Origin of the sequence: Thalassobacillus devorans MSP14 (assembly GCF_000496835.1) — a bacterium.
In the GTDB taxonomy this organism is placed as follows: domain Bacteria; phylum Bacillota; class Bacilli; order Bacillales; family Halobacillaceae; genus Thalassobacillus; species Thalassobacillus devorans_B.
This window is the reverse complement of the sequence record NZ_KI543236.1, coordinates 1,133,297-1,154,009: the sequence shown is the minus strand read 5'-3', so window position 1 is coordinate 1,154,009 and position 20,713 is coordinate 1,133,297. Positions and strand designations below refer to the sequence as shown.

The 20,713-nt window shown below is 42.6% G+C and carries 19 protein-coding genes; all 19 read right to left on the bottom strand.

Translation table 11 applies throughout. The annotated features are described in order from the left end of the window. Positions 1-74: 74 nt before the first annotated feature. The 19 genes from P855_RS0106725 to asd all read right to left on the bottom strand — a co-directional run bounded on the left by P855_RS0106725 (position 75) and on the right by asd (position 20,639). The gene (locus P855_RS0106725; protein ID WP_028782850.1) at positions 75-1,349 is read right to left on the bottom strand and encodes a competence/damage-inducible protein A; all 1,275 of its coding nucleotides are present in this window, start codon (positions 1,347-1,349) and stop codon (positions 75-77) included. Continuing rightward, positions 1,349-1,927 (bottom strand): CDP-diacylglycerol--glycerol-3-phosphate 3-phosphatidyltransferase, encoded by a 579-nt coding sequence (gene pgsA / locus P855_RS0106720; protein ID WP_028782849.1) that lies wholly within the window; start codon positions 1,925-1,927, stop codon positions 1,349-1,351. The genes P855_RS0106725 and pgsA overlap by 1 nt, the downstream gene beginning before the upstream one ends. A 114-nt stretch (positions 1,928-2,041) precedes the next feature. Continuing rightward, complete coding sequence (locus P855_RS0106715; RefSeq protein ID WP_028782848.1) at positions 2,042-2,956, bottom strand: helix-turn-helix domain-containing protein; 915 nt, start codon at positions 2,954-2,956, stop codon at positions 2,042-2,044. 21 nt (positions 2,957-2,977) lie between these two features. Further along, positions 2,978-3,769: a DUF3388 domain-containing protein gene (locus P855_RS0106710; RefSeq protein WP_028782847.1), complete on the bottom strand. Its 792-nt coding sequence runs from the start codon at positions 3,767-3,769 to the stop codon at positions 2,978-2,980. A 223-nt stretch (positions 3,770-3,992) separates the two neighbouring features. Continuing rightward, positions 3,993-4,253, bottom strand: a complete 261-nt coding sequence (locus tag P855_RS0106705) for a DUF3243 domain-containing protein (protein ID WP_028782846.1) — start codon at positions 4,251-4,253, stop codon at positions 3,993-3,995. Between the two features lie 98 nt (positions 4,254-4,351). Next, positions 4,352-5,071: an elongation factor P 5-aminopentanone reductase gene (ymfI, locus tag P855_RS0106700; RefSeq protein ID WP_028782845.1), complete on the bottom strand. Its 720-nt coding sequence runs from the start codon at positions 5,069-5,071 to the stop codon at positions 4,352-4,354. An 8-nt stretch (positions 5,072-5,079) separates the two neighbouring features. Then, positions 5,080-6,372: an EF-P 5-aminopentanol modification-associated protein YfmH gene (yfmH, locus tag P855_RS0106695; protein ID WP_028782844.1), complete on the bottom strand. Its 1,293-nt coding sequence runs from the start codon at positions 6,370-6,372 to the stop codon at positions 5,080-5,082. Further along, a complete protein-coding gene (yfmF, locus tag P855_RS0106690) occupies positions 6,372-7,655 on the bottom strand; it encodes an EF-P 5-aminopentanol modification-associated protein YfmF (RefSeq protein WP_028782843.1) in 1,284 nt (427 codons plus the stop codon). The genes yfmH and yfmF overlap by 1 nt, the downstream gene beginning before the upstream one ends. A 156-nt stretch (positions 7,656-7,811) precedes the next feature. Beyond that, positions 7,812-8,771: an ABC transporter permease gene (locus P855_RS0106685; RefSeq protein ID WP_028782842.1), complete on the bottom strand. Its 960-nt coding sequence runs from the start codon at positions 8,769-8,771 to the stop codon at positions 7,812-7,814. 1 nt (position 8,772) lies between these two features. Beyond that, complete coding sequence (locus P855_RS0106680) at positions 8,773-9,819, bottom strand: ABC transporter permease (protein ID WP_028782841.1); 1,047 nt, start codon at positions 9,817-9,819, stop codon at positions 8,773-8,775. Further along, positions 9,819-11,345, bottom strand: coding sequence for an ABC transporter ATP-binding protein (locus P855_RS0106675; RefSeq protein WP_028782840.1), 1,527 nt, complete (start codon positions 11,343-11,345; stop codon positions 9,819-9,821). Before P855_RS0106675 ends, P855_RS0106680 begins: the two co-directional genes overlap by 1 nt. Positions 11,346-11,512: 167 nt before the next feature. Further along, a complete protein-coding gene (locus P855_RS0106670; RefSeq protein ID WP_028782839.1) occupies positions 11,513-12,628 on the bottom strand; it encodes a BMP family lipoprotein in 1,116 nt (371 codons plus the stop codon). A 124-nt stretch (positions 12,629-12,752) separates the two neighbouring features. After that, positions 12,753-13,478: a GntR family transcriptional regulator gene (locus tag P855_RS0106665; protein ID WP_028782838.1), complete on the bottom strand. Its 726-nt coding sequence runs from the start codon at positions 13,476-13,478 to the stop codon at positions 12,753-12,755. Positions 13,479-13,740: 262 nt separating this feature from the next. Next, positions 13,741-16,056, bottom strand: coding sequence for a DNA translocase FtsK (locus P855_RS0106660; protein ID WP_028782837.1), 2,316 nt, complete (start codon positions 16,054-16,056; stop codon positions 13,741-13,743). Between the two features lie 132 nt (positions 16,057-16,188). Beyond that, positions 16,189-16,398, bottom strand: a complete 210-nt coding sequence (locus P855_RS0106655) for a YlzJ-like family protein (protein WP_028782836.1) — start codon at positions 16,396-16,398, stop codon at positions 16,189-16,191. After that, the gene (locus tag P855_RS0106650) at positions 16,398-17,144 is read right to left on the bottom strand and encodes a ClpP family protease (protein WP_028782835.1); all 747 of its coding nucleotides are present in this window, start codon (positions 17,142-17,144) and stop codon (positions 16,398-16,400) included. The genes P855_RS0106655 and P855_RS0106650 overlap by 1 nt, the downstream gene beginning before the upstream one ends. A gap of 305 nt (positions 17,145-17,449) precedes the next feature. Continuing rightward, on the bottom strand, positions 17,450-18,322 hold the full coding sequence (gene dapA / locus P855_RS0106645) for a 4-hydroxy-tetrahydrodipicolinate synthase (RefSeq protein WP_028782834.1): 873 nt from the start codon (positions 18,320-18,322) through the stop codon (positions 17,450-17,452). A gap of 28 nt (positions 18,323-18,350) precedes the next feature. Further along, the gene (gene dapG / locus P855_RS0106640; protein ID WP_028782833.1) at positions 18,351-19,568 is read right to left on the bottom strand and encodes an aspartate kinase; all 1,218 of its coding nucleotides are present in this window, start codon (positions 19,566-19,568) and stop codon (positions 18,351-18,353) included. Between the two features lie 24 nt (positions 19,569-19,592). Further along, positions 19,593-20,639: an aspartate-semialdehyde dehydrogenase gene (asd, locus tag P855_RS0106635; RefSeq protein ID WP_028782832.1), complete on the bottom strand. Its 1,047-nt coding sequence runs from the start codon at positions 20,637-20,639 to the stop codon at positions 19,593-19,595. Positions 20,640-20,713 lie beyond the last annotated feature (74 nt).

The window sequence follows — 20,713 nt, the reverse complement described above, 5'->3', positions numbered from 1 at the left end:
AAAGCGAATGAATGTTCCCTTTTTTTATGATTTGCACCAGGTGACTTTTGATATTTACCTGGAGGAAACAAGAATTATCGCCCATGGGCAGAGCTCGAAAAACCTTTTTTTAACTTATGAAAAAGTAACTCATACCCTTTCTTCACTGCCCGATTACGTACAGTTTCGCGACCCCCATTAAAATGGAATCTCCTTACCAGTTCCTGATCCTTTTTGATGCGAATGGAAATGAAAACAGTCCCTGGTTCCTTACCTTCGCCTGCATCCGGGCCTGCTACTCCTGTGAAACTGATACCGATATCACTACTGGTCAATCGCTGGGCATTTACAGCCATAGACATGGCACATTCTTCACTGATGGTTCCAAAGGTATTGATGAGATCTCCGGGCACGCCAAGCAGTTTTTCTTTCATGGCAGGTGTGTATGTGACCATGCTTCCTTCACAGACACTGGAAGCGCCGGGGACACTGACCATCTGATCTGTGAACCGCCCGCCTGTTAAGCTTTCGGCGGCTGCTATCGTTAACTGTTCCTTCTTTAAGAGTTCGATAACTTTCTGCTGGATAGTCGTTTCATCCGACCCATAATAATACTGGCCGACTATATCTAAAATGCGCTTTTTCAGGGAAGCAATCATACTTTCCGCTTCTTCTTTTGTTTCCCCTTTCGCAGTCAGTCTTAAGCCTACTTCTCCTTCTGAAGCTAAAGGGGCGATTGTAGGGTTCGTCTGACTGCTGATCATATGCTGAAGCTCGTGCTCCAATTGGGACTCTCCGATCCCGATAAATCGCAGCATCTCAGAAACTATTTCCGTGTTTAAATCATAGTAATCACATAAATAAGGTAGTACGTGCTTTTCCATCAGGTACTTCATTTCAGAAGGGACACCAGGGAGGAATATCCAAAGCACACCCCCATGCTCCACAATCATTCCGGGAGCCATCCCTTCATGGTTCTGCAAGACCTTTGCATGTTCAAACACGAGTGCCTGTTTACGATTGTTCGGAGACATGATCCGATTGTTTTTTTGGTAGAAATGTTCGACGCGCTTCAAACTTTCAGCATCCTCCAGCAACGTCTGTCCAAACAGTTTATTTGCTGCATCCCTCGTCATGTCATCCTCCGTAGGCCCTAAGCCGCCAGTTACAATAACCAGATCGGAACGATTCTGAGCTGATTCGAAAGTTTCGACACAACGGTTGAAATTATCACCGACAACTCCATGGAAATAAACATGGATCCCCTGAGACGCCAACTGTGCGGAAATCCATTGCGCATTTGTATTCGCGATTTGACCCAGCAATAACTCCGTTCCAATTCCAATGATCTCTGCATTTACTGTTTTCATTATTTTGAATCCCTCATCACATGCCAGTTTTTAGAAAAGTAATCATAACCGGAAATCACGGTGATGATCATTGCTGCGTATAAGGTGATGATTCCAAATGGAAAACCAGTGTAAGCAAATGGCCAATTATGAAGCAGTAATGCGGATATAGCAACAATTTGCAAGGTCGTTTTCCACTTACCCATATTACTCGCTGCAAGAACGATACCTTCCCCTGCCGCTACAAGCCGCAATCCAGTAACTGCAAATTCCCTGCTGATAATAATGATGACAATCCAGCCGGGAGCCAGCCCCTGCTCTACTAATAAAATCAAAGCTGCAGAAACAAGCAGTTTATCCGCAAGCGGATCAAGGAATTTACCAAGGTTTGTGACTAAATTATGCTTTCTGGCATAATAGCCATCAACCCAATCCGTTGTTGAAGCGATGATAAAAAGGATTGCAGCTGCCAGGTGGGAAACCGGAAGCTCACGTCCCTCCATAGCGATACTACCCCAATTAAAAGGAACACTCATAAGAATAATGAAAATAGGGATCAACAAAATTCGTGAAATAGTAATTCGATTTGGTATATTCATTGTTAACACACTCCTAAATTGCTTCCTGCATGATGAAAGCTGTTCCAGAAAGAAATGTGACAGGGGTCATCCGTCACCCCTTGCGTTCCTTTGGAACAGCTTCTATAGCATCGTTTATTCTGCTACTTTAAGCAGAAGCTTTTGCTGCATTTTATCTGCCGGGAATTCAATCTTTCTCCCATTGAGTTTTATCGTGGCAGCCGGGACGTAACCGGTTTTGATGTAAACCTGTTTTTCATCACTTATATCGATGGTAATCGGGGAATCATCTTTTCCATATTCTATACTAGGAATGAATGTTTCTCCATCAGGCCCCTTCTTTACTTCTAAATAGCTGGTATCATTCAGTTCTATTGTCAACTCAAGTTCTTCTGATTCAGACACTTCTATGGTATGCTGTGGGAAACTTCCGGAGCCGGTCTCCGTCACTTTCGCCGATACTTCTTTTGCTTCTTCATCGTTCTGGTCGGCATCGTCTCTTTGGGTTTCAGTTTCTTTTGCCTTTTCATCCTTGGAATCGGTGCCTTGTTTATTTTCTCCGCCATTTTTCGTTGAGTTACTTTCTCCACTGGAGTCTTCAACGATGATTTCATCTCCGCTCTTGCTCTCCTGAACCGTTTCATCATTATTTCCTGAATCGAGTTTAGAAAGGAAAAAATAGGCTGCAAAAATAATGATTCCTATTAAAATGATTGTAATTATTGTAGGGAAAATTCTCGAAAAACTCCCATTTGAAGTAGATGCTTCTTCTTTGGAACGCTGCATCCGATTATAGCTTACTGCACTTTCCTCGGGAGACGCAGGGAGCTCATTTTTATGCTCTTCCATAATTTCATCGGGACTTAGTCCGACTGCTGCAGCGTATTCGCGGATGAATGCCCTGGCGTAAAATGTTCCCGGAAGAACACTATGATCTCCTTTTTCTATAGCTTGAAGATAACGTTTTTGTATTTTAGTGACTTGCTGGATATCTTCTAACGACAAGTCTTTTGACTCTCGCGCTTCTCGCAGGCGAGTACCGAGCTCCATGTATAACACCATCCATTACTATTAAAAATCAAACATGGAAAAACCATCGTTTGGTGAAAGTTCTGGCTTTTCTACTGTCTCATAAGTTATTTCTTCATCTTCTGTATTTCTTAATTCAATAATATAGTCGAAATCCTCCATTTTATATTCGGACTCCTGTACGAAAATATCAGGGTGCTCAACAACCTTCGTGGCCGGCAGTCTCATAATTTCACGTACTAATTGCCAATGCTTTTCATTCGCTCGTCGAGTCGAAACGATTCCATCTATGATATATAGTGTATCTTCGCTATACTCATCCTCAATCAACTGGCTTCGGATCGTTTGTTTCAGAAGCGTACTGGATACGAACAGCCAGCGCTTATTGGCACATACGCTGGAAGCGACGATAGATTCTGTTTTGCCGACCCGGGGCATTCCTCTGATTCCAACGAGTTTATGACCGTCTTTCATAAATAGCTCTGCCAGAAAATCAACCAGTAATCCCAAGTCCTCACGAATAAACCGGAATGTTTTCCGGTCGTCAACATCACTATGGATATAACGGCCATGACGCACCGCCAATGTATCACGAAGTTTAGGACGTCTCAATTTCGTGATTTTGATGGTGTCCATGGTTTTTACAATCGATTTTAATCGGTCAATCTGCTCTTCATTTTTACACAGCAACAGCATGCCGCGGTGTGAATTTTCGACACCGTTGATCGTAATGATATTAATCGCCAGCATCCCTAATAAAGAAGAGATATCACCTAATAAACCTGGTCGATTATATTGGATTTCATATTCCAGATACCATTCTTTTTTCTCCATATTACAACTCCTCTGGAATCAAATGTTATGTACCAGTCAATCCACACAGCTTCAACCCTACTTTTATAATAAATGATTTTCATATATTAGAAAAGGAGTGTTTATATATTTTGGATAGTTCCACAATTAGTCCTATTGCAAGCCATGCTAACAGGAAAAACGAACACAATCAGACAAAAGCCGCGCTGGTGCATCAGCGCGACTTTCGATGTAAGTTCCTTATTTAGCGTTGGGTACCCTGATCTTGAACTAGTTTCACCATTATGTTTGCGATGGCGTGCTGTTCTTCTTTATCAGCCACATTCCATAGATCACGCAGGATAGCCTCCTGGTCATTTTTTGCATCGACCTGCTTTGCCAGATATCCGCCAATTTCATATGCAAGCTCCGATACGGCGTTTTGATTCATCCCTTTTCCTTCCGCCTGGTGCAAACGATCACCTAAGAAATCTTTCCATGAATCAAAGTTGTCAAGTACAGACATACTGTTTCCTCCTTTGTTTAAAATACACCCTTAGTTTAAGAAAAATGGGAAATATTATACGCGAAAGAAGGAATAGGAGGAAAAATTTTATAATTGCGTCAGCTCCAGGCTCCATTGACCTTGATGATCTCTCCGTTGATATAGCTGGCATCCTCGCTTAATAAAAAACCAACTACTTTAGCCACTTCTTCCGGTCTTCCTGCCCGACCGGAAGGAATTTCTTCTAATAAGGAAGCCCGCTCCTCATCATTGAATCCCCCATTCATTTTTGTATCGATGAACCCGGGACTGACCCCATTCACGGCAATGCCGCTTCTGGCAGTTTCTTTTGCCAAGGCTTTCACGAAACTATTTTGAGCACCTTTGACGGAACTGTATAACACTTCCATGCTCGCTCCGATATCTCCCCAAATGGAAGACAGAAGGATAATTCGCCCATACCTCTGCCTTACCATACTGGGAAGAAGGTGCCGGGTAACCAGCCAGGGCGTTTTGACATGGAGGTGGAAGAGTTGATCCATATCCATTTCTGTCATATCCTGAAACAACCCTGTCAAAGCACTGCCACCCGCAAACACTACCCCATCGATATGAATCGGAAGGTTCTCCAGAAAATCATGGATACCGGCTGAAGTCTCCAAATTTGCTTTTACAGCGCCCAGCCACTGCTCTTTCGGAATGGAATTCTCCAGTTGTGTGATTGAATTTTCGTTCGAGTGGTACTGCAGAAACACATGTTGATCCCGCTCCGCCAGGACTCGGGTAATAGCACTGCCAATATCCCCACTTGCGCCCATTATTAAAATGTTATGACTCATCTTTTCTCTCAGCCAGCTTGCTGTGGGATTACCTGGAAAACGGCGATTCGTTCTTCATTGATCCAGTCTTTCAAAAATTCATTTGCATCCTTTGTGGTCAGGGACTCAATTTCAGGCAGCACCTCAAACAAATCAATACCAAGCAGGTGATAATGGGAGAACTGGTTGGCAATGAACTCCATCGAATTCATCGCCCGTAAGAACTGACCGATTTTTTTCTTTTTCATGCGGTCGAAATCTTCTGCGGCTATTTCACGTTCTTTCAATTGATGAAGCATTTCTTTTACCCGTTCTGCCAGTTCATCAGGCTTCCTGGAATCTCCGCCTAAAATTGTAAAACCGAATTGGCGATCAAGATCTGTTTCGTAATGGAAACTGTCATCAATCAAATCGTTTTCATACAACTCTTCGTAAAACTCCCCACTCTTTGAAAAATAGTGGCTTAAAATCATGCTGGATAAAAGTTCTGCCTTCAAAAGTTCTTTTCCGGATAATCCTGCGACTTTTTCTTTGATACCGATCATGCATTTCGACGTAGTAACAGGCATTTCTATTTTTTCATAAGATTTTGCAACTGTCTCCGGCTCTTCAGGATAAGAACGCTGGATAGATGGTGTATTTGCGAATTCTTTCGAGTTCTGGTTATCCTTGATCTGCTTCATCATATCTTCCGGGTTGAAATTCCCTGCTATGAATAAAGTCATATTGGAAGGATGATAAAACGTTTCGTAACATGTATAAAGATCTTCTTTCGTAATCTCTTCGATTGACTCGACAGTACCGGCAATATCCACGCGGACAGGGTGGTCGTGGAAAAGACTTTGGATCGTACCGAAGAATGCACGCCAATCCGGCTGATCATCATACATTTTAATTTCCTGAGCTATGATGCCTTTTTCTTTTTCTACGGATTGATCAGAAAAGAAAGGATCTTGCACAAAGTCTAATAACGTTTCCAGATTCTTTTCAATATTGCTTGTAGCCGAGAAAAGGTATGCTGTTTTTGTAAATGATGTAAATGCATTCGCGGATGCACCTTGCCTGGTGAAATCCTGAAAAACGTCCCTGTCTTCTTTTTCGAATAGTTTATGCTCTAAAAAATGAGCAATGCCTTCAGGAACAGTGACTGTTTCACTTTTACCGATTGGAGTGAATGTTTGATCGATTGATCCGTAATCCGTCGCAAAGATGCCGAATGTTTTTACCATATCGGGTTTACTTAATAAAAAGACCTTCAACCCGTTATCTAAAGTCTCTGTATATATTTTTTCTTTTAGCTGATTGTAGACGAGTTCTTTCATTATTGTTCTCCCCCTTTGCTGGTCAAGAAGTAAATGGTATCCAATTCGATTTTAGCGGCCATATCGACAACGTTCTGCTTTGTGACGTAGCGAATATTATTAACAAGCTCTTCGGCTTCAATCATATGACCGGATAATACTTGGTGGTAAAGGATTTCAATCAAACCTTGTGCGCTGTCCATCGTTTCCAGCAATTGATTGATCACCAATTCTTTTGTCTGTTCCACTTCTTCTTCGCTGAACTCACCTTTTCGCATGGCTTCCACTTGCTCAAGAATGATTGTTTTTGCCTGATCGTAATCAGTAGGGGCGATACCACTGAATACAAGCAGCAAACCTTTATGACTTTCAAATCTCGATGCAGCATAGTAAGCAAGACTATGCTTTTCCCTTACGTTCATAAACAACTTGGAGCTCGGGAACCCGCCGAAAAGTCCATTAAAAATCTGCAAAGCATAGTAGTCATTATCGCCAAATGTCGTATGCGTACGGAAGCCCATGTGGAGTTTACCCTGGTTCAGTTCATCTTCTTCAATGATTTCTTGTGATTCCTCAACCTTTGGAACAGTTGAACTATTGCTTATAGTTGTATCGTTACTTGACTCTCTTGTAAAATACTTATCCATCAAACGTTCTGTTCCACTCTCATCAAAATCCCCAATTACATATACATCCAGCAGGTCGTTTTTGATGAATGATTGATAATATTCATATAAGTCAGCAGCGGTCAATTTATTCAAGTCTTCCGGATAACCATGGACATGATAAGAATAAGGCTCCTCCTTGCACATGTTATCGATCAGACGCATGTTCGCATAACTCATTTTGTCATCTTTAATGGAGGTGATTTTTTGCTCTAATGTCTGTTTTTCACGGTTGAATATTTTCTCATCAAAGGCTCCATTTTCGATTTTCGGGTTGAAGAGGACATCATGGAAAATACGAAGAGCTTCTTCCAGTAAAGGTGTCTGATCATTTAAATAAGCTTCGTTGGCAACTTCCATTCGGAAACTGATGACATGGTTTTCGCCTTTTTTGGTCCCATCACTGCTCAAAATTGTTCCATATAGATTTTCTAATGCGGATTGCAGCTGGCGCGGTCCGGGATGGTTTTGGGTCGCCTTCTGCAGCACCATTGGCAGCAATGCCCGCTTTGTCATCCACTCTTTCTTCAAGTCGGATTTGAATTTTGCTACTATGTTAATCGTTTTGTATTTTTTACTGGGAAGGATATGTAACCGATACCCTTTCTTTTCTAACATTTTTTCTTTATTTATCTTCATCATCCAGTCCTCCTCATTCAATCTGCTTCTCTTATTTTTACTATTCAACCTATATTTATCCATTCAAAAAAATTCATTCCATTTATTATCCTACGTGATAACCTTTGAAATGTAAAAAAATTCACCCGGGTTTTTATGCCCGGGTGAATTTCTTGTTTAGCGGCTTCCTTTGATGTATGGCGTACCAATCGCTTTAGGCGATTCGGCACGGCCGATGACGCCAGCCAGCGCTAAGATCGTCAGGACATAAGGTGCTATCAATAAGAAGACCTGCGGTACATCCTGTAATAATGGAACACCTGAGCTGATTATACTCAGACTTTGGGCAAAACCGAAGAACAACGCCGCTCCCATGGCTCCAAGCGGATGCCACTTACCGAAGATGACTGCAGCTAAAGACATAAACCCTTGTCCTACAATTGTAGAATGAGAAAAGTTAAGCGCAATCGTAAGTGCGAAAACCGAACCGCCGAGACCTGCCATCGCACCTGACACCATGACAGCGATGTAACGCATCTTTGAAACATTGATACCATTCGTATCAGCAGCCATCGGATGCTCTCCCACTGAACGAAGCCGCAGACCGAATGGAGTTTTATATAATACATACCAGCCCAGGATCGCGACTGCGATTGCTAGATAAGAAGTCAAGTACATCCCTGAGAAAAACAGTTCTCCAATAATCGGGATTTCAGCCAGGAATGGTACATCTGTGGTATAAAAAGGCCTGTCAACCATATCTGTCTGCCCTTTGCCATACCATTGTTTTGTCAAAAATAACCCTAGACCCAAGGCTAAAAAGTTGATGGCTACCCCGCTGACTACCTGATCAGCACGGAAAGTAACGGATGCCACAGCATGGATGATAGCGAAGATTGCTGACACAATCATCGCTACAAAAATGGAAACCCAGGGTGTCCAGGAACCGAGCGTGTCTATGAAAGTAAGGTTGAAAACTATGCCGACAAAGGCTCCCATAACCATTAGTCCTTCTAGCCCGATATTTACAACACCGGACCTTTCACTAAACACACCACCTATGGCGGTGAAAATCAGAGGGGCTGAGAAGAAGATAGCCGGGCCGATGATTGACTGCAGAATATCCAGGAATCCCATATTATTTCCCCTCCTTTTTAACTTTTAATAGGAACCAGCGAATCATATAACTGGATGCGACAAAGAAAATAATCATCGCAATGACAATATCCACCAGCTCAGTCGGAACCCCTGCACCTGTCGGCATGTTCAATGCTCCGATTTTCAAAGTACCGAATAAGAATGCAGCAAGCACGACACCGATTGCAACATTACCACCGAGCAAGGCAACGGCGATACCATCAAATCCGATGTTGGTAAAACCGCCCTTTACAGATTGGTAGCCGAAAGTACCGATACCTTCCATGGCTCCTGCGAGCCCGGCAAAAGCACCTGAGATGACCATGGATAAAATAATATTGCGTCCGACATTCATGCCCGCATATCTGGAGGCATCCTGGTTGAAACCGACTGCACGAAGCTCATAGCCCCTTGCAGTCTTATTCAGTAGAAACCACATGATTGCAGCTGCAAATAAAGCAATCAATAGACCGTAATGCAACCTGGAATATTGCGTAAGTGATGCCAGCCATTCCGAAGTCAGTGATGCCGTTTCAGGAACTCGTTCTGTACGGTCTTTTCCATCACTTATAACATTACGGACCAAAGAGTTGGAAGTATATAGCGCGATGTAGTTCATCATAATCGTAACAATAACCTCATGGACACCAAGTTTCGCTTTTAATAGACCTGGTAAAAAACCCCACGCCGCACCAGCCAAAGCTGCTGCCAATACCGCCAGCGGCAAATGGATGATCATCGGTGCATCAATTGCCAGACCAACCCATACGGAGGCCAGCCATCCCACAATGACCTGACCTTCTACACCGATGTTGAATAAACCTGTCCGGAACGCAAAAGCCACAGCCAAGCCGGATAGAATATATGGGGTCACCTGTCTCAGGGTTTCTCCAAAAAAGTAGGAATCCCCAAAAGCTCCGTTCCATAGGGCCAGGTAGCCAAGGAATGGGTTATAACCAAAGCCAAGCATGATGAATGCGCCAACTAAAAGACCGAGAAAGACGGATACAATAGGAATCAGTATATTAACTAAGCGATTTGAAAACATTACTGCCCACCAGCTTTCTGCTGTTTACTGCCAGCCATCAGCAAACCGAGTTCTTGTTCTGTCGTTTCTTCAGGGTTCACTTCTGATACGATTTTCCCATCAAACATTACTGCAATCCGATCACTCAAGTTCATAATTTCATCCAGTTCGAAGGATAAAAGCAGTACAGCCCGTCCTTTATCCCGCTCTTCGATTAGTTTCTTATGAATGAACTCGATGGCCCCTACGTCCAGTCCCCTCGTTGGTTGAGCGGCAATGATCAAATCAGGAGAACGGTCCACTTCCCTGCCTATGATCGCTTTCTGCTGGTTCCCTCCTGACAGCGCTCTGGCTTTCGTATAGACAGAAGGCGTACGCACATCGTACTCTTCAATCAAAGATTCTGCTTTTTTATAGATTTCTTTGTAATTGAGGATACCTTTTTTGGAAAATGGTTTTTTATTGTACGTTTGCAGGACCATGTTCTCTCCAACTGGAAAATCCAGCACCAAACCGAATCGGTGCCGGTCCTGGGGGATATGTGAGATACCTGCTTCTGTAACTTTCCGTGGTGTCAAATTGGTAATTGGCTTTCCATTTAAATGGATTGAGCCGCTCGCTGATTTTCGTAAACCCGTAATCGCCTCAATCAATTCCGATTGCCCGTTGCCATCCACCCCGGCAAGCCCTACAATTTCTCCAGATTTGACATCAAGATTCAGGTCTTTAACCATCTCTACATGCCTGGTATCTTTTACAGATAACCCTTTGATAGATAGTGTTACATCTTTTGGGTTGGCAGGTGTTTTTTCCGTGGAGAAAGTGACTTCACGACCCACCATAAGGGAAGCCAGTTCTGTTGGATTAGTGGTAGAAACATCAACGGTACCTATGCCTTTTCCTTTTCGGATAACTGTGCATCGATCACAGACCTGCATGATTTCTTTCAGCTTATGAGTTATGAGAATGATAGATTTACCTTCTCTTATCAGAGCACGCATGATTTCAATAAGTTCTTTTATCTCCTGTGGTGTCAATACGGCTGTCGGCTCATCAAAAATCAAAATTTCCGCACCACGGTATAAGGTTTTTAAAATCTCGACACGCTGCTGCATCCCTACAGAAATATCACGGATTTTTGCTCTAGGGTCGACTTTCAAACCGTAAAGTTCAGACAGCCGCTCCACTTCTTTTTCCGCTTTCTTCAGGTCAACGGTACCTTTCTTTTTAGGTTCGCTTCCTAAAATGATGTTTTCTGTGACCGTAAATTTGTCGACTAACATGAAGTGCTGGTGGACCATTCCGATACCTAGTCGATTGGCTACATTGGGGTCACTGATTTTCACATTTTCCCCGCGTACTTTGATTTCACCTTTTTCAGGTTGATACAGACCGAATAAAACATTCATCAATGTAGATTTTCCCGCACCATTTTCACCTAACAAGGCATGGATTTCACCTTTTTGCACTTGAAGTGTAATATTATCATTTGCGACGATCCCAGGAAATTCTTTTCGGATGTTTAACATTTCAATAACATAATCCATGGTTTCCCCCACTTTCTTTATCGAACGTAAACCATTGTTTAATAGATAGATAAGTAAATAGATTATTTACTTTAAAAACACCAAATGAAAAGGGCTTCCTGCTTTTCATTTGATGTTTTTTTATGTAAGAGAAGGAAAGGCTGGTGCCCCAACCTTTCCATGAAAACTTATAGGGAATCTATAAATGATTTTGCTTCCTCTTGTGTACTTGGTACTTCTACTTCACCATCGACGATCTTTTGTTTCCAATCTTCAACAGCAGTTTTGATTTCCTCGGTCATCGCCTCTTCATTTGTCGTTGCGACACTGATTGCGTCATCTTCAAGTCCGTATTCTACCACTTCACCACCAGGGAATTCGCCGTTCATCGCTTTTGTGGAGATATCCTGGACTGCGATATCTACACGTTTGACCATAGAAGTCAAAGTAACGTTCATGTCACCGATTTGACCTTCTTCATGCTGGTCACGGTCCACACCGATCACCCATATATTACGCTCTGGATCATTTTGCTTAAGGTCTTTTGCCTGTGCAAACACACCGTTACCTGTACCGCCAGAAGCGTGATAAATTACATCTACACCTTGAGAATACATGTTAGAAGCGATAGCTTTACCATCATCCGGCGCATCGAATGCACCAGCATATTGAACTTTCACTTCAATGGCAGGATTGACAGATTTGACACCAGCACGGAAGCCTGCTTCGAACTTGTTAATCAAATCACTATCTACACCACCGATAAAGCCTACCTGATCAGATTCTGTCTTCATGGCAGCTGCTACACCAACAAGGAAAGACCCTTGATGCTCTTTAAATACGATGCTCGCCACGTTGTCTTTTTCAACTACGGAGTCAACAATACTGAACTTGGTTTCTGGATTTTGATCTGCTACCTCTTCAATTGCTGGAGCAAGTAAGAAGCCGATTCCAAAAATCAGATCGTAGTCACTGCGCACCAAACGATTCAAGTTCGTGTTATAGTCAGCATCACTTGCAGATTGGGCATAATCGATGCCTTGTCCCTTTTCCATGCCATTTTCTTTTCCAAAAGCCTGTAAACCTTCCCATGCGGACTGGTTGAATGATTTATCATCGATGCCCCCAACGTCCGTAACCATTGCAACTGAGAAATCATCCTTAGAACCTTCTTCACTATTTCCATTCCCGCCATTGCTGCCATCAGATTCATTGGAACCGCCTTCAGAAGATCCACAAGCTCCCAAAATCATACCGAGCGCCAGTAATAATGAAAAAACTAATAGAAAACGACGACTTTTCAAAATAATTACCCCCTAATAGTAATAAAATTGGCAAAAATCCATTTAAACCGCTTTCATAAGTTTTTATTCGCCGCTCATCACCTCCTAAAATATCTGTTGCACACATCATTACTCGTGAAATCGCTTACACCCTTTTTCGTAGAACATGGAAACTGAACTTGTCTGCCCGGAAGTAGTTTGATGAATAGAGCACAGGCTCATCCGTTTCTGTGTAATGCATCTGTTTCAGTAGAAGCAGTGATTGTTCAGGTTCACATTCTAAAACAGGAGAAATCCGATCATGATATCCGATTGGCTCTATATAAGTAACAGCGTAACTTACGCGTTTGCTAGCATATTCTTCCAGACTGTCAAAAATGGAATCTCTCTCTAATACATCTTTAACAGGAATAAGACCATCAGGAATTTTATCGATACAGTAAACCACTGGCTGAGAATCAGCCGTCCGCACCCGCTCGATTTGTGCTAGACTATGTATAATGGTGGGTTCAAAGCGTGATTTGTCTTCATCTGTAGGTTCAATGAAATCTGTAGATAGAAATTGAGTCCCAGGAGTCATACCAGATTTCTGAATCATCGCTGTTACACTGATCAATTCTTCGATACCTGATGAAAACACGGGTTTAGGGTTGACAAAGGTACCTACCCCATGTCGACGTGTCACTATGTTTTCTTCTTCCAGTATTCTTAAAGCTTCACGCAATGTTGCCCGGGAAACCCCCAGCTTTTTGGAGAGTTGAAATTCAGATGGCAGTTTTTCTTTTTCTTTATAGATACCATTTTCAATATCCCGTTTCACCTGTTCGATTACCTGTAAATACAAATGACGGGTGTCCTGTCTTATTGACATAGATTTCCCTCCAATTTTCCTAACGTATGAGATCTGACATCTGACGTTCGACACATCTTGTCAGAAAATAATATACCACTAAACTAGTCATAAATAAATAGTGTTTTCGTATTTTTACTAAATAAGACACAACTTTTTGGATTAGTGTGATTAATTAGGTCTATTTTCACCCTGGACATATTTATTGTAAAAAAATCCTATGCCCGGTTTTAAACAGGCATAGGATTTTGTTTTGTAATTAAGCAAAACGAGTATAAATCGTTTACGAACTTTGCTGTTCTTCACTGGTTTGTGATACAAGTACAGTCCTCGGCTTACTGCCTTCATATGGGCCAACTATTCCGTTGTCTTCCATGGCATCAATCAATCTCGCCGCTCTCGTATAACCGACCCGGAATCGCCTTTGAAGCATTGAGACGCTTGCGCTTTGCATTTCAATCACTAATTGAACCGCTTCCGGATAAAGATCATCATCCACTTCCTGCTTTACTTCGCTTTCTTCTTCAGGGATCATTTCCTCCTGGTATTGCGCCCGCTGCTGTTCGACGCAGAAATTGACAATTCGTTCAACCTCTTCATCAGATAGGAAAGCACCCTGTACCCGAGTCGGTTTCGAAGCGCCTACCGGCATGAACAACATATCCCCTCTGCCAAGAAGCTTTTCAGCACCACCTGAATCAAGGATTGTCCGGGAATCTGTTTGTGAAGATACGCTGAACGCAATTCTTGATGGAATATTGGCTTTAATAATCCCGGTAATGACGTCAACCGAAGGACGCTGGGTAGCAATAATCAAGTGGATGCCGGCTGCACGTGCCATTTGCGCAAGCCGGGTGATGGCATCCTCCACGTCATTCGAAGCAACCATCATCAGGTCGGCCAGTTCATCAACCAGGACGACGATATACGGCAGCTGCGGCTGTGTATCCTCCGTGTCCTGGTTCTGCTTTTTGATATATTCGTTATAGCCTTCAATATTTCTTGTCCCTGTATCTGAAAATAAATCATAACGGCGTTCCATTTCAGCCACTACTTTTTTCAAGGCCCTTGCCGCTTTTTTTGGATCTGTCACAACCGGAGAAAGCAAATGCGGGATGCCATTGTAGACATTTAATTCCACTTTTTTCGGGTCAATCATCATCATTTTTACTTCATGCGGTTTCGCGCGCATCAATATACTGGTAATAATACCATTGATACATACACTTTTCCCGCTTCCTGTAGCACCCGCTACCAGGAGGTGGGGCATTTTATTCAGTTCCCCTATTACAGCATCACCCGAAATGTCACGTCCGAGTGCAAATCCAAGTTTCTGACCCTGCTTGGCATAATTGGATTCTAAAACCTCCCGCAAGGAAACCATCGCTACTTCTGTGTTAGGTACTTCGATTCCGACGGCAGATTTTCCTGGAATCGGAGCTTCAATACGGATATCTTTTGCTGCCAGCGCTAAGGCAAGATCATCATGTAAGTTGACGATTTTACTTACTTTTACCCCCACATCAGGATATACTTCATATTTTGTAACAGCCGGACCGACATGGACTTTGGTAACTTTGGCTTTTACTCCAAAACTATGGAACGTCTTTTCCAGTTTCTTTACCGTGGCCTGGATTTGAGAGCGTTCCTGCGACTGAGAGTTATGCGTGGGCTCTGCTAACAAGTCCATACTAGGCAATTGATAATCTTTGTTCTCTACTTCCGTCATAGGTAATGACTGGGTCAATTGATCCTCCTCTTTTTCCTCTGCTTCTATTTTTGCAGCTGGCTCTCCCTGTTCCTGCTGCTGTGTCATTTCAGAAGAATAAGCGATATCGGTAAAATCCTGGATGATCGGCTCTTCGCTATCTGTGATTCCTGCTACTTCCGGTTCTGTTTCATCCGGGAATTCCTCGTTATCGGCTATTTGTTTCTTCTTTTTGTCTTTTTTCTTCGGTGCTTTTTCTTTTGTCACCCTGCTGGTTTTGACAGCCTCCCATTGATTCCGGACAAATGCAAGGAACCTGCTGAACATACTTTCCAACCAGCTTCCAAGTGACCATTCAGTAAGAAAAATTATCCCGATGATAATCCCAAACACTGATAAAATTTTAGCCCCTGCTGCTGAAAAGAGGAAATAAGTAAGGGCAAATAACACGGCTCCAGTCATTCCGCCGCCAATAATGGAAAACGGCAGACTACCGTCCAAATAAGAAAAATAATGCTCCCACGTTGTTTTCAAAATCGATGGCTGTACAGAATCTGCAAGAATACTTTCAAACGACTGGATGTGCGTGAAAAGAATCGTGGAAAGGAAGATGATATAAAATCCCACCATTCGCTTATGTAAAAATGCCGGCCACTTTCTTTTGATCATCAAAAATAATCCCAGCACAAGGAGAAAAACCGATGCTACAAAATACCATACACCGAAGAAGAATTGAAAAAGATGCTCCAGCCCACCGGGTATGGCTCCATCACTGATTATGCTGGCACCGCTTCCGAACACCGCGAGTAATATGAATAAGAGACCAAGTAATTCGACTTTCAATTGTTTTTTCAACTTGGCCTGTTTCTTTGTCTTTCGCTTTTTTGCCATGCTGTCACCTCTAACTTCCATAATGAAAAGACAAGGATGCCGGCGCAAATGAATAATCCATTGTGTGCGACATCCCTGTTCGTTTAAAGTTATTTTCATTATAGCACAGGCAAGCATGTGTTTGGTGTCTGTTTAAGCGTTAAATTGCATTCCCGGCTGATAATCGGGATGTAAGTAGATAGAAGGATCCGTCGATAACACCTGGACAATCTGGTAGCTTCCGTTTTCCAGTTTGAAGGCTTTTACGGGTGTTTGATTATAAGTGGTGATGACCGTACTATCATACGCTGTTTGATCGGCTGGAAAAATGTCTACTTCACTTAAAGGTGTATAAAGCACCATTACTGTATCACCTGCTCATCTTCGTCAGGTTTTCTTTTGTCAATCTCTTCGTTCAGTTTTTCCATTGCTTCTTTCACACCACCAACAGCATCGATAAGTCCGTAATCAACAGCGTCCTGCCCTACTACGTTTGTCCCTATATCCCTGGTAAGGTTACCTTTTGCAAACATCAATTCCTTAAATTTATCCTCATCGATATTGGAATGCTGAGTCACAAAATTAACCACACGATCCTGCATCTTATCCATATATTCAAAGGTCTGGGGTACTCCGATTACAAGGCCGGTCATCCGGATCGGATGAATGGTCATCGTTGCAGTCTCTGTGATAAATGAATGGTTCGTAGAAACAGCAATCGGTACACCGATGGAGTGCCCACCTCCGAGTACGATCGATGCAGTCGGTTTGGAAAGCGAAGCAATCATTTCGGATATAGCAAGGCCTGCTTCCACATCTCCGCCTACTGTGTTCAATAAAACAATCAAGCCTTCGATTTTAGGATTCTGTTCGATGGCGACCAGTTGCGGAATCAAGTGTTCATATTTGGTTGTTTTATTTTGAGGAGGAAGCTGCATGTGGCCTTCCACTTGTCCAATGATAGGCAGAACATGTATATTAGAATCAGGAGCCTGGGCAACATTTGATTGTCCCAGCTGTTGTATTTTTTCAACCAGTTCTGACTTTTTCGGCTGATCTCCAGGCTGTTCTTTCTGAGGTTGTTGCGGTTGATTATTTAAATCTGTCATGATCATACCCCTTTCTTTATGATTAGTATGAACCAGACATAATCATCCAATACAATCTAAAAAAGCTTTCTGAAATGTTGTAGTGGAATTTATATGGCAGCAAATAAATTTTGTTAAATATTAATAACCAAATTAACCTTATTAAGTTCAGACAATGGGAGAATGAATAAAGAGGGATAGCGCTGCTATATTGGAGGTTATTTTGAACAAAAGAAAAAAGTCTGATTCTAATTAGGGAAAACGAAAAGCAGCATCTACCGTGATGGTAAAAATGCTGCTTTTCTGTTATTCGTAATAAAATTTTGTTAAACGGAAACCTGGAGCACATTCACTAGGCGTTCCCGTTCTTCAGGAGTCAATGGTACAAGAGGAAGCCGGACTCCGCCGACATCCATTCCTTTAATTTGCAATGCTGTTTTCACAGGTACTGGGGAAGGTGCTTTGAATAATTCACTCATGATCGGAATAAGCTTACGGTGTACCTCAGCTGCACCTTCCACATCACCCTGGTCGAATTTTTCAAGCATCTCCTGCATTTCTTTTCCAATAACATGAGAGGCAACAGAGACGATGCCTGAAGCACCGACAGATCGGATCGGCAAGGTAAGACTGTCCTCTCCCCCATATACGGTGAAATTCTCAGGTGTCCGCTCAATCATTTCTGAAATTGCTTCAAAATCTTTACTTGCATCTTTTAAAGAGACGATATTCGGAATTTTTGAGAGCGTGATAACAGTTTCCGCTGCTATCGGTACAATGGAGCGACCTGGAACATTATATAACATTACAGGGAGTTTCGTTTCATGGGCAATACTCTTAAAGTGTTGATAAAGCCCATGCTGGTTCGGCTTATTGTAATATGGAGTCACTAGCATGACAGCATCTACACCGGCATTTTCCGCTTTCCTGGTCAACTCAATGGAAGCATGTGTATTATTGCTGCCACTGCCAGCAATTACAGGCACACGTTTATTAACGACCTCCACCGTATGCTTCCATAGTGCTGCTTTTTCTTCTGATGTCAGGGTTGGAGACTCGCCTGTAGTTCCTGCAACGACCAGCCCATCTGATCCATTATTGATTAAATAATTGACGAGTTTCGTCGTCTTTTCGAAATCAATATTCCCTTTGTTATCAAATGGGGTGACCATTGCTGTCAATAATCTGCCGAAATTCATCTTGCACTTTCTCCCTTCTCACTCACTGTTATTCAGTGTCAAGTTCAAAAACATTGTGCAAGGCATTGACAGCCGTAACTAAATCATCCTGCGGGATCAATACCCATATCGTCGTATGGGAGTCGGCAGACTGCAATATCTGTACTCCCGCTTCTGTCAAAGTATGAACGATTTTCGCAGTTACACCAGGAACACCGGTCATACCCGCACCTACTGTCGATACTTTCGCACAATTACGGATCACCTCAGGCGTATAACCCAGGTTTTCCAGGATTTCCACAGCTCGGTTCGTGTATAAATCTTCTATCGTATAAACGACTCCGCTTGGAGAAATGTTAATGAAATCTACCGATATCCCAGCTTCTGCCATTGATTTGAATACTTCGGATTGCAGCTGGTATGGTTCTTCTTTTGCAAGTACTCTGATTTGAGTGATACCTGAAATGTGAGCAATACCTGTTACTAAGCGATCTGGGATATCTTTGCCTGCTTCCGATTCCCTGGAGGAGGTGACGAGTGTACCTTCATCATGGGAATAAGTTGAGCGTACACGGATCGGTACTTCTGCCTGCATGGCAATTTCAACTGCTCTTGGATGAATGACTTTCGCCCCCTGATAAGCGAGATTACAAATATCATTATAAGTAACTTTATTAAGGGCGCGTGCGGAATCCACAATTCGAGGATCCGCCGTCATAATACCTTCCACGTCTGTAAAAATATCTACAAAATCGGCTTGAAGTGCCGCTCCCAATGCTGCAGCTGTCGTATCACTGCCCCCGCGGCCAATCGTAGTGATTTCATTCTCTTCCGATCTCCCCTGGAAACCGGCTACCACTACTACATCATGAGAATTCAATTCGTCTTCCACACGTGTGGCATCCATTTTAGTAATCTTAGCTTTTGTAAAATCTCCATTTGTTATGAATCCAGCCTGACCGCCAGTCAAGGCGATCGCATGGATGCCTGCCCGTTTCAATTCATTGGAAAAAACTACAGATGAAATTGTTTCTCCGCATGACATCAATAAATCACGTTCACGGGAAGAAATATTTGAGGCGGGAAAATCCACGAGGTCAAGCAACGTATCGGTGGCGTAAGGGTCACCTTTCCTGCCCATTGCAGAAACGGTGACCACCACCTTATAACCTTGCTCAATTGCTATCTGGATATGTTCAATTGCTTTTTTTCTACCTGCTGTATCTCTTACAGATGTTCCACCAAATTTTTGTACAACTACTTTCATGTTGACACCCCATCAACTAAGAAATTACAACCAATCATTAGCAACCAGTTGTTCTGCGATTTGTACAGAATTCCAAGCCGCTCCCTTTAATAGATTATCAGAGACTACCCAAAGATGGAACCCATTTGGTTGGTTCAGGTCTTTCCGGACCCTTCCTACAAACACTTCCCGTTTATCGGCAGCGCTTAAAGGAGTTGGATATGTTTGGGTTGCCGGATCGTCTTCCAATACAATACCTGGAGCATTTGTAAGGGATTGATGAAGGTCCTCGACTGACAAATCATCTTTCTCTGTTTCAATATATACACTTTCTGCATGAGATGTGAAAATCGGCAGCCTTACACAAGTTGCCGCCACAGGCAACTCTTCTGCATGCATGATTTTCTTTGTTTCATTGATCATTTTCATTTCTTCAAACGTGTATCCATTTTCCTCGAAAGTATCAATTTGTGGTAAAGCATTGAATGCGATAGGAAAATGCTTTTCGTCTCCTTTTACAGGCAGGATTTCAGCTTTCATTTCTTCTCCATCAAGGAAAGACTGGGATTGCTCGCGTAATTCATCAATGGCTTCTGTCCCGGAACCTGATACAGCCTGATAAGTGGAAACGATGATACGCTTCAGTCCGTAAGCCTTTTTAATCGGCTCAAGCGCGGCTACCATTTGGATAGTCGAGCAATTCGGGTTGGCAATGATCCCTTTATGTTCCTTGATGTCTTCTTTATTTACCTCAGGCACAACCAGCGGTACCTCTGGATCCATACGGTATGCACTTGTGTTATCAACAACGACGGCCCCACGTTTTACTGCTTCAGGAGCGAACTTTTTAGAAATGGAACCACCGGCAGAAAATAAAGCGATATCGATGCCTTCAAAACTTTCAGGCTTTGCTTCTTCTACTGTGATTTCTTCACCTTTATAGGAAATTTTCTTACCCGCAGAGCGCGAGGAAGAAAGCAGTTTCAGACTTTTGATTGGAAAGTCACGATCTGCCAATGTTTCAATCATCTTTTGCCCCACAGCACCTGTGGCACCTACTACTGCTACATTATATTGTTTAGTTTGACTCATATCTGTGTCCCCTTTCTCGTTTGAATAATTGAAAATTCTCTGAAATAGAGTCACTATTCTTGTATTCTATCATA